Consider the following 9,852-nt stretch of genomic DNA (forward strand, 5'->3'; position numbering starts at 1 on the left):
CCGCCTTCATCGAGCTCGGCCCCGACCCGGTGCTCACCGCCATGGTCCGGACGGTCCTGGGCGCCGGCGAGGCCCCGGCCGAGGAGCCGGTCGCCGCGCCGCTGCTGCGCAAGGGCCACCCGGAGGCGCGTACCTTCACGGCGGCGCTGGCGCAGGTGTATGTGCGCGGTGTGACAGTGCGGTGGAGCGCGGCGCTGCCCGGCGGCCGGACCGTGGACCTGCCCACCTACCCCTACCAGCGCGAGAGCTACTGGCTGGACGCGCCGGCCGCCCCGGCCGCGCCGACGCCCGGCCGGCACCCGCTGCTGGACGACGCCGTGGAACTCGCGGGCGACCAGGGCTGGCTGTTCACCGGACGGCTCGACCCGCGCCTCCACCCCTGGCTGGCCGAACACGCCATCATGGGCAGCCCGCTGCTCCCCGGCGCGGCCGTGGCCGAGCTCGCGCTCCACGCGGCCCGGCGCACGGGAGCGCAGCAGGTGGCCGAACTCACCCTGGAACGGCCGCTGACGCTCGAGGAGAGCGCCGAGATCCAGCTCATGGTGGGCGCCCCCGGCGTCGACGGCTCCCGGACCCTGGCCCTCTACTCCCGCCCCGACGGGGCGGCTGACGCACCGTGGGTCCGGCACGCCGGCGGCCTGCTCGCCGCGATGGTCCCGGCCGACCCCGCCGACCTCTCGGTCTGGCCGCCGGCGGAGGCCACCGAGGTTCCGGTCGACGGCCTCTACTCCCGGCTCGCCGACCGCGGCTACCTGTACGGGGCCGCCTTCCAGGGCCTGCGCGCGGTCTGGCAGCACGGGACGGACCTGTACGCGGAGGTGCGGCTCCCCGAGGGCACCGCCGACGCGCAGGGCTTCGCGCTGCACCCCGCCGCGCTGGACGCGGCCCTGCACGCCACCCTCGCCGGGACCGGGACCGGGGACCGGCTGCTGGTGCCGTTCTCCTGGAGCGGCCTGGCGCTGCACGGCTCGGGAGCCACCGGGCTGCGGGTGCGGCTCAGCCGGGGCGAGGGCGACAGCTACCGGCTGCTGGTCGCCGACGCGACCGGTACCCCGGTCTTCACCGCCGACGAGCTCGCGGTGCGCGAACTCCCGGCCGACATCGGCGACCCGGTGCAGGCCGGCCCGGCGCACGGCGCCACGCTGCTCGACCTGCACTGGTCCGAGCCGCACGGCTCCGGTCCGGCCCGGTCCGGTCCGTGGGCCGTCCTCGGCCGGCCCGGAGACGACCTCGCGGACGCGGTGCGCGCCACCGGCGTCCAGGTCAGGACCTACCCCGACGCCGACGGCCTGCGGCGCGCGGTGGACGAGGGCGCGCCGGTGCCCGTCGTGGTGCTCGCGGCCGCGACCGCCGGCGTCGGCACCGTCCACGCCGCACTGGGGCTGGCCCAGGGCTGGGCCGCCGACGAGCGGTTCGCCGACTCCCGGCTCGCGGTCCTCACCGAGGGAGCGGCCGGACCCGGCGGCGACGAGCGGCCGGACCCCGCGTCGGCGGCGGTCTGGGGCCTGATCCGATCGGCCCAGGCCGAGCACCCCGGGCGGTTCACCCTGGCCGACGCCGACGGCCGGCCGGACTCGCTGCGCGCCCTGGTCCAGGCCCTGGCCTCGGACCAGCCGCAGCTCGCGGTCCGGGCCGGCAGGGTGCTGGCCCCGGCGCTGCGCCGGCACCGCCCGGCCGCCGGGGCGGACCCGGTCGCGGCGCCCTTCGACGCGGACAGCCACGTCCTGATCACCGGCGGCCTGGGCACGCTGGGCCGCCTGGTGGCCCGGCACCTGGTGGACCACTACGGCGTCCGGCAGCTGCTGCTGACCGGGCGGCGCGGTCCGGCGACACCGGGAGCCGAGCAGTTCGCGGCCGAGCTGGAGTCGTCGGGCGCCGGCGTGACCGTCGCGGCCTGCGACACCGGCGACCGCGCCGCGCTGGCCGACCTGCTGGCGGCCCTGCCCGCAGGGCGGCCGCTGACCGCGGTGGTCCACACGGCCGGCGTCCTGGACGACGCGGTCCTGGCCGGGCTCAGCGCCGAACGGCTGGACCGGGTGCTGCGGCCCAAGGCCGAGGCCGCCGTCCACCTGGACGAGCTCACCCGGGACCTGGACCTGACGGCCTTCGTCCTGTTCTCCTCGCTCGCGGGCACCCTGGGATCGGCCGGCCAGGGCAACTACGCGGCGGCCAACGCCTTCCTCGACGCACTGGCGCAGCGGCGCCGCGCCGAGGGCAGGCCCGCGCTGTCGCTGGCCTGGGGCCTGTGGGCGGCGGAGAGCGCGATGACCGGCGACCTGGGCGCGGCGGACCTGACCCGGATGGCGCGCTCCGGCATCACGGCGCTGTCCGCCGAGGAGGGCCTGGCCCTGTTCGACGCGGCCCTCGCCACCGGGAGCCCGGCCCTGGCGGCGGCCGCCCTGGACCTGCGCCAGGCGGACGCCGACACCGTCCCGGCCGTGCTGCGCGGCCTGGCCGGCGCCCCCCGGCGGGCCGCGGCGGCCGGGGGAGCGGGCACCGCGGCCGGTCTGCGCGCCGGGCTCGACCGGGCGCCCCGGCACGAGCACCGGCACCTCCTCCTGGAGGCGGTCCGGACCCAGGTGGCGGCGGTCCTGGGGCACGCCGACGCGGACCGGGTGCCGGCCGACCGCAGGTTCCAGGACCTGGGCTTCGACTCGCTGACCGCGGTCGAGCTGCGCAACCGGCTGACGGCCGCGACCGGCGTCAAGCTGCCGCCGACGCTGATCTTCGACCACCCCACACCCGGTGCGCTGGCGGACCGGTTGCGGGCCGCGCTGGTGCCCGACACCGAACCCGGCAGCGAACCCGGGGGCACTCCCGACGGGACCGGCGAGGAGAACCCGCTGGACGCGATGAACGCCGATGAACTGGTCCGCCTCGTGCTCGGCGCGACCACGTCCTGATCCAGCCACTGACCACACCCCACCAGGGAAGTACGGAGACAGCAGGATGGCTTCCACAACCCAACAGCAAATCGTCGAGGCGTTGCGGACCGCGCTCAAGGAGAACGAGCGGCTGAAGGCGGACAACGCCCGTATCAAGGAGCGCGGCGACGAGCCGATCGCGATCGTCGCGATGGCCTGCCGCTACCCCGGCGGCGTCCGCTCTCCGCAGGACCTGTGGCGGCTGGTCGCCGACGAGGTGGACGCGGTCGGCCCGTTCCCGACCGACCGCGGCTGGGACCTGGCGAACCTCTACGACCCGGACCCGGACACCCCGCACACCTCCTACGCCAGGGAGGGCGGCTTCCTCTACGAGGCCGCCCGGTTCGACGCCGAGTTCTTCGGCGTCTCGCCCCGGGAGGCCTACACCATCGACCCGCAGCAGCGGCTGCTGCTGGAGACCGCCTGGGAGGCCTTCGAGCACGCGGGCATCGACCCGGCCTCGCTGCGCGGCAGCCGGACCGGTGTCTTCGTCGGCACCATGTACGGCGACTACATGTCCCGGCTCTCGCCCGCTCCCGAGGAGTACGAGGGCTACCTGAGCATCGGCAGCGCCGGCAGCGTCGCCTCCGGGAGGCTGTCCTACACCTTCGGCCTCGAAGGGCCGGCCATGACCGTCGACACGGCGTGCTCCTCCTCGCTGGTCGCGCTCCACCTGGCCGTCACCGCGCTGCGGCAGGGCGAGTGCTCGATGGCCCTGGCCGGCGGCGCGACCGTGATGGCGACGCCGATGCCCTTCGTGGAGTTCAGCCGGCAGCGGGGTCTGGCGCCCGACGGCCGCTGCAAGGCCTTCTCCGCGTCGGCGGACGGCACCGGCTGGGCCGAGGGCGCCGGGCTGCTGCTGGTCGAGCGGCTGTCCGACGCCGTCCGGCTGGGGCATCCCGTGCTGGCGGTGGTCCGCGGCTCGGCGATCAACCAGGACGGCGCCAGCAACGGCCTGACCGCCCCCAACGGCCCCGCCCAGGAGCAGCTGATCAAGCAGGCCCTGGCCGCCGCCGGACTGTCCGCCGCCGACATCGACGCGGTCGAGGCGCACGGGACCGGCACCGGCCTGGGCGACCCGATCGAGGCCCACGCCCTGCTGGCCACCTACGGCAGCGCGCGCCCCGCCGACCGGCCGGTCCACCTGGGCTCGCTGAAGTCGAACACCGGGCACACCCAGGCGGCCGCCGGGGTCGGCGGCATCATCAAGATGGTGCTGGCGATGCAGCACGGCCTGCTGCCGCGCACCCTGCACGTGGACCGGCCGAGCCCGCACGTGGACTGGGGCTCGGGCGCGGTGTCACTGCTCACCGAGGCCGTCCCGTGGCCCGAGGTCGGCGACCGCCCGCGGCGTGCCGCGGTCTCCTCGTTCGGGATCAGCGGCACCAACGCGCACGTCATCCTGGAGCAGGCGCCCGCCGCCGCCGGCCCGGACGAGGAGCCGGCCGCAGCGCTGCCGACCGTGCCGGCCGTGCTGTCGGCGAGCACCGAGGCCGCGCTGCGCGCGCAGGCCGACCGGCTGCACCGGCGGCTCACCGACCCCGCCGCCGATCCCGCCGCCGACGGGCTGCAGGACATCGGCTTCTCGCTGGCCACCACCCGCGGCCACCTCAAGCACCGCGCGGTGCTGCTCGCCGGGGACCGGGACGGCCTGCTGGAGGGGCTGCGCGCACTGGCCGACGGCACACCGGGGGCCGACCAGGTCCGCGGGACCGCGGCCGAGGGCCGCGGCGCCTTCCTCTTCGCCGGACAGGGCTCCCAGAACCCCGGGATGGGCCGGGAGCTGTACCGGACGTTCCCCGCCTACGCGGCCGCCTTCGACGAGGTGTGCGCCGCCGTCGACCCGCATCTGCAGCGGCCGCTGCGCGAGGTGGTCCTCGCGGCCGAGGGCAGTCCCGAGGCCGACCTGCTGAACCGGACCGAGTACACCCAGCCGGCGCTCTTCGCCTTCGAGGTCTCGCTCTTCCGGCTGCTGCAGTCCTGGGGCATCCGGCCCGACGCCGTGCTCGGCCACTCCGTCGGCGCCCTGGCTGCCGTCCACGTCGCGGGCGCGCTCGGCCTCGCGGACGCCGCCGAGCTGGCCGCGACGCGCGGCCGGATCATGCAGCAACTGCCGCCCGGCGGCGCGATGGTGGTGCTGCGCGCCACCGAGGAGCAGGCCCTTGGCCTGCTGGCGGGCCACGAGGACCGGGCCTCGCTCGCCGCCGTCAACGGCCCCGCGGCCACCGTGCTCTCGGGCGACCGCGACGCGCTGGCCGCCGTCGTCCGGGGATTCGAGGCGGACGGCGGCAAGGCCACCTGGCTGCGGGTCAGCCACGCCTTCCACTCCCCGCTGATGGAGCCGGCCCTGGAGGAACTGCGGGCGGTCGTCGCCCGCCTCTCCTTCCGCGAGCCGGAACTCACCGTGGTCTCCGACCTGACCGGGCGTCCGGTGAGCGCGGACGAGCTCGCCGACCCCCGGTACTGGTCCCGGCACGCCCGCGAAGCGGTGCGCTTCCATGACGGCGTCCGCAGCCTCGCCGAGCTGGGCTGCACCCGGTTCCTGGAACTGGGCCCCGGCACCGACCTCACCTCGACCGCCGCCGACGTGCTGGAGGGCGCCGGGCCCGGCCGCACCCTGGTCGCCTCGCAGCGCCGGCGGCTGCCGGAGGTCACCGCGCTGCTGACGGCGGTCTCCCGGATCCACGCCTGCGGCGGCCGGGTCGACTGGGCCCAGGTCTTCGCCGGTCGCGGCGCCCGGCGGATCGAACTGCCGACCTATGCCTTCCAGCACCGCCCGTTCTGGATCGACGCTCCGGCCCGCACGGGGGACGTCGGATCGGCCGGGCTGACCGCCGCCGACCACCCGCTGCTCACCGCCGTCGCCGAACTCCCGGACGGCGCAGGCGTGCTGATGACCGGTCGGCTCTCGCTCGCCGAGCACCCCTGGCTGGCCGACCACCGCGTCGGCGGCCGGGTGCTGCTGCCCGGCACCGGCCTGCTCGACCTGGCCGCGCGGGCCGCCGAGGCCGCGGGGTGCCCGCTGGTGGAGGAACTCGTCCTGGAGGCGCCGCTGGTGGTTCCGACCGGGACGGACGTCCGGCTGCGGGTGTTCGTCGCCGCCGACGACTCCGGACGCCGGGCCGTCAGCGTCCACTCCCGGGACGGACTCGGCGCGGGGGAGGACGGCGGGGACTGGGTCCGCCACGCCCACGGCACCGTCGCCCCGGACGGGTCCGTCCCCGCGCCTGCCGCCGACCTGGTCACCGCCTGGCCGCCGGACGGCGCGGAGCCCGTCGCGGTACCGCCCGAGGACCTCTACGCCCGGCTCGGCGCGCGGGGCCTGTCCTACGGGCCGGTCTTCCGCGGCGTGCGGGCGGTGTGGCGGCGCGGCCAGGAACTCTTCGCCGAGGTGGTGCTGCCCGACCAGCGGCAGCCCGCCCCCGGCGGCTACCCGCTGCACCCGGCGCTGCTCGACGCGGCGCTGCATCCGATCGCGCTCGGCGGCCTGCTCGACGGGGTCGGCGACGACCACCGGACCTTCCTGCCGTACGCCTGGTCGGGCGTCAGGACCCATGCGCCCGCCGGTGCGGCGCTGCGGGTGCGGCTCGCGCCGGCCGGACCGACCTCGGTCAGCGTCGACGTGGCGGACCCGGCCGGACGGCCGGTCGCCTCCATCGGCGCGCTGGCGCTGCGCCCGGTCGCCGCGGCGGCCGCGGGCGTGCCGGACGACGGCCTGCTCCTGCCGGTCTGGGAGCCGCTGGCCGAGCTGCCGGCCGCGCCCGCGACCGACCGGTGGACCCTGCTCGGCGACTACGACGCCAGCGTCGGCCGGACCGCCGAACTCGGCGCCGGCGCCGCCCTGCCCGACCTGGCGGCGCTGACGGTCGCGCTGGCGGCCGGCCTGCCCGCGCCCGCCCAGCTGCTGCTGCCCTGCCCGCTCCCCGCCGACGGCGCCGGGACCCGGGGCGCGGTCGGGGCCGTGCGCGGGGCCCTGCACCAGGTGCTGGAGACCGTGCGCCTGCTGCTCGCCGACGACCGGCTGGCCGGCACCCGGCTGGCGGTGCTCACCCGTGGCGCCGTCACCACCGGCGGCCAGACCCCCACCGGTGAGCTGTCCCAGCGCGCGGTGTGGGGCCTGCTCCGCTCGGCCCAGGCCGAGCACCCGGGCCGGTTCACCCTGATCGACGAGGACGGCACCTCCGCCTCGCGGCGGGCCGTGGCAGCCGCCCTCGCCACCGGCGAGCCCCAGCTCGCCCTGCGCGGCGGAACCGCCCACCGGCCCTCGCTCACCGCCGCCGAGCCGGACGCCGCGCTGGTGCCGCCGGCCGGCGCACCGCACTGGCACCTCGACTACGTCGCCAAGGGCACCTTCGCGAACCTGGCCCTGAAGCCCTGGCCGGAGGCCGCGGAGACGCTGGCGGAGGGTCAGGTCCGGGTGGAGATGCGGGCCGCGGGACTGAACTTCCGCGACGTGCTGCTCTCCCTGGGGGTGATCCCGCCGTCCGTCGATGGGCACGCCGCCGGCTCGGGCCAGGGCGGTGAAGGCGCCGGCGTCGTCACCGAGGTGGGGCCGGGCGTCGGCGACCTGCGCCCCGGCGACCGGGTGATGGGCCTGTTCTACGGCATCGGGCCGGTCACGGTGACCGACCGCCGCTTCGTCTGCCCGGTCCCCGAGGGCTGGTCGTTCCGGCAGGCGGCGGCGGTGCCGGTGACCTATGTGACGGCCTACTACGGGCTGGTGGACCTGGCCGGCCTGCGGGCCGGCGAGTCGGTGCTGGTGCACGCGGCGACCGGCGGCGTCGGCACGGCCGCGCTGCAGATCGCCCGCCACCTGGGCGCCGAGGTGTACGCCACGGCGAGCCCCGCCAAGTGGGACGCGCTGCGCTCCGCCGGGATCCCCGAGGAGCGCATCGCCTCCTCCCGGACACTGGACTTCGAACAGGCCTTCCTCGACAGCACCGGCGGCCGCGGCGTCGACGTCGTGCTCAACTCGCTGGCCGGGGAGTTCGCGGACGCCTCGCTGCGGCTGCTGCCGCGCGGGGGCCGGTTCCTGGAGATGGGCAAGACCGACCGGCGGGACAGCGCGGAGATGGGCCGGCTCCACGCCGGGGTCGACTACCGGACCTACGACCTGCGCGACCCCGGGCCGGAACGGGTCCAGCAGATCCTGCTCGCGCTGCTCGACCTGTTCGAGCGGGGCGAGCTGGCCCTGCCGCCGGTGTCCGCCTGGGACCTGGGCCGGGCGCCGGAGGCCTTCCGGTACCTGGGCGAGGCACGGCACGTGGGCAAGGTGGTGCTGGACCTGGCGTCCGACGAGCCGTGGGACACCAGCCGGGCGGTCCTGGTCACCGGCGGACTGGGCTGGCTGGGCCGGCTCACCGGCCGCCACCTGGCCACGGCGCACGGGGTGCGGCAGCTGGTCCTGATGGGCCGCGGCCTGCCCGGCGACGACGCGGCCCGGGACATCGCCGAACTGCGCGCCCTGGGCGCCGACGTCCGGACCGTGGCCTGCGACGCCGCCGACCGGGAGGCGCTGGCCGCCGCCCTGGACCGGCTGGCCGCGGACGGCGTGCGGCTGGGCGGCGTGGTGCACGCGGCCGGTGTGCTGGACGACGGCCTGCTGGCCTCGATCACCGCGCAGGGCCTGGAGCGCACACTGCGCCCCAAGGTCGACGCGGCGGTCAACCTGCACGAGCTCACCGACGGGCTCGACCTGAGCGCGTTCGTCGTCTTCTCCTCGCTGGCCGGCACGCTCAGCTCGCCCGGACAGGGCGGCTACGCGGCCGGGAACGCCTTCCTGGACGGCCTGATGGAGTACCGGCGCTCGGTGGGCCGCCCCGGCGTGTCCGTGGTGTGGGGCCTGTGGGAGGGGACCGGCGGCATGGGGGCCGGTCTGACCGGCGCCGACATCACCCGGATGGCCCGGGTGGGGGTGGCGCCGCTGACCGCGGCGCGCGGCCTGGAACTGCTGGACGCCGCGATGCGGCGCGGCCGGCCGGTGGTGGTGGCCGCGAGCCTGGACCTGGAGGGCCTGCGGAACCGGGTGGCGTCCGGCGGCGAGGTTCCGGCCGTGCTGCGCGGCCTGGTGCCCGCTTCCGAGCCCGGGACGCCGACCGCCGGCGGGCCGGCCGACGGCGGCCCGGCGGACGGCGCGCGGACCGGCGACCCGCTGCTGGACTCCGTGCTCGCCGAGGTGGCGGCCGTCCTCGGCCACTCCTCGGGAGCGGCGGTGGACCCGGACGGCGCGTTCGACCGACTGGGCTTCGACTCGCTGACCGCGGTGGAACTGCGCAACCAGATCACCGAGGCCACCGGGGTCCGACTGCCCGCCACCTTCATCTACGACTGGCCGACGCCGACCGAGCTCGTCGCGTACCTGCGCGACGTGCTCCCGGAGCCGGCCCGTGACAGCCGCCGGGACACGCCCGGGGGCGACCTGGGCGACACGGTGTCCCTGCTCGCCGAGATCGCCCGGCTCGAATCCGCGGTCGCCGACCACCCGCTCAGCGACGCCCAGCGCGTCACCGTGCGGGAGCGGCTGCGCGACCTGATGACCGAACTGAGCTCTACGAAGGAGTCCTCAGCGTGGGTATGACCATGGCCACGACCGAAACGGCCCCACCGGCCGGCGGCCCCACCGGGTCGCGCAGTCCCGGGAGAAGACCCGCGGACACCTCGCGGTGGATCCGTACCTACTACTCCGGCGGCCCCACCGCCTCCCGGCTGGTGTGCTTCCCGCACGCGGGCGGCGCCGCCAACGCGTTCACCCGCCTGTCGGCCGCGCTGCCGCGCGACATCGAACTGCTCGCGGTGCAGTACCCGGGCCGGCAGGACCGCCGGGCCGAACCCTGCGCCGAGGACATCCAGGAACTGGCCGCCGGTGCGGCCGAGGCCCTGGCCGGCTACACCGACCAGCCGCTGTTCCTGCTCGGCCACAGCATGGGGG

At 77.1% G+C, this 9,852-nt stretch carries 3 protein-coding genes; all 3 read left to right on the top strand.

Features of this window, described 5'->3' with window-relative positions; genetic code table 11:
- Positions 1–2,903: type I polyketide synthase (locus TR46_RS30705; protein ID WP_042408033.1), on the top strand; the 2,903-nt coding region annotated here is incomplete at its 5' end.
- A 46-nt stretch (positions 2,904–2,949) separates the two neighbouring features.
- On the top strand, positions 2,950–9,501 hold the full coding sequence (locus TR46_RS30710; protein ID WP_042408037.1) for a type I polyketide synthase: 6,552 nt from the start codon (positions 2,950–2,952) through the stop codon (positions 9,499–9,501).
- Positions 9,498–9,852, top strand: a 355-nt coding sequence (locus TR46_RS42735; protein ID WP_236655590.1) for a thioesterase II family protein, incomplete at its 3' end; no start/stop codon positions are given. The genes TR46_RS30710 and TR46_RS42735, both read left to right, overlap by 4 nt.

The organism is Streptacidiphilus carbonis (assembly GCF_000787775.1).
Lineage (GTDB): Bacteria > Actinomycetota > Actinomycetes > Streptomycetales > Streptomycetaceae > Streptacidiphilus > Streptacidiphilus carbonis.

Coding starts and splice junctions, on each gene's coding strand:
- TR46_RS30710 (WP_042408037.1), top strand. CDS start 2,950: ATGGCTTCCACAACCCAACAGCAAATCGTCGAGGCGTTGCGGACCGCG.